Origin of the sequence: Streptomyces rugosispiralis (assembly GCF_024505145.1) — a bacterium.
In the GTDB taxonomy this organism is placed as follows: Bacteria; Actinomycetota; Actinomycetes; order Streptomycetales; family Streptomycetaceae; genus Streptomyces; species Streptomyces rugosispiralis.
Genome location: NZ_JANIAA010000278.1, coordinates 1 through 274 on the forward strand (window position 1 = coordinate 1; position 274 = coordinate 274).

Consider the following 274-nt stretch of genomic DNA (forward strand, 5'->3'; position numbering starts at 1 on the left):
GGGGTTGTCGGGCGGTGGCGGGATGGTGTCGTTGGCTGTTGGTGTGGAGGAGGCGGAGCGGCTGGTTGAGGGGTGGTCGGGTCGGGTTGAGGTGGCGGCGGTGAATGGGCCGTTGTCGGTGGTGGTGGCTGGTGAGCCGGAGGCGTTGCGGGAGCTGGTGGAGGAGTGCGAGGGCGCGGGGGTGCGGGCACGGCGGATCGATGTGGACTATGCCTCGCATACGTCGCAGGTGGAGGCGATCGAGGGGGAGTTGGTTCGGTCGTTGTCGCAGGTC

The 274-nt window shown here is 69.0% G+C and carries 1 protein-coding gene; it reads left to right on the forward strand.

The window, feature by feature from the left end; all coding sequences use genetic code 11:
* Positions 1-4: 4 nt before the first annotated feature.
* Positions 5-274, forward strand: a 270-nt coding sequence (locus NP777_RS47440) for an acyltransferase domain-containing protein (protein WP_391858722.1), incomplete at its 3' end; no start/stop codon positions are given.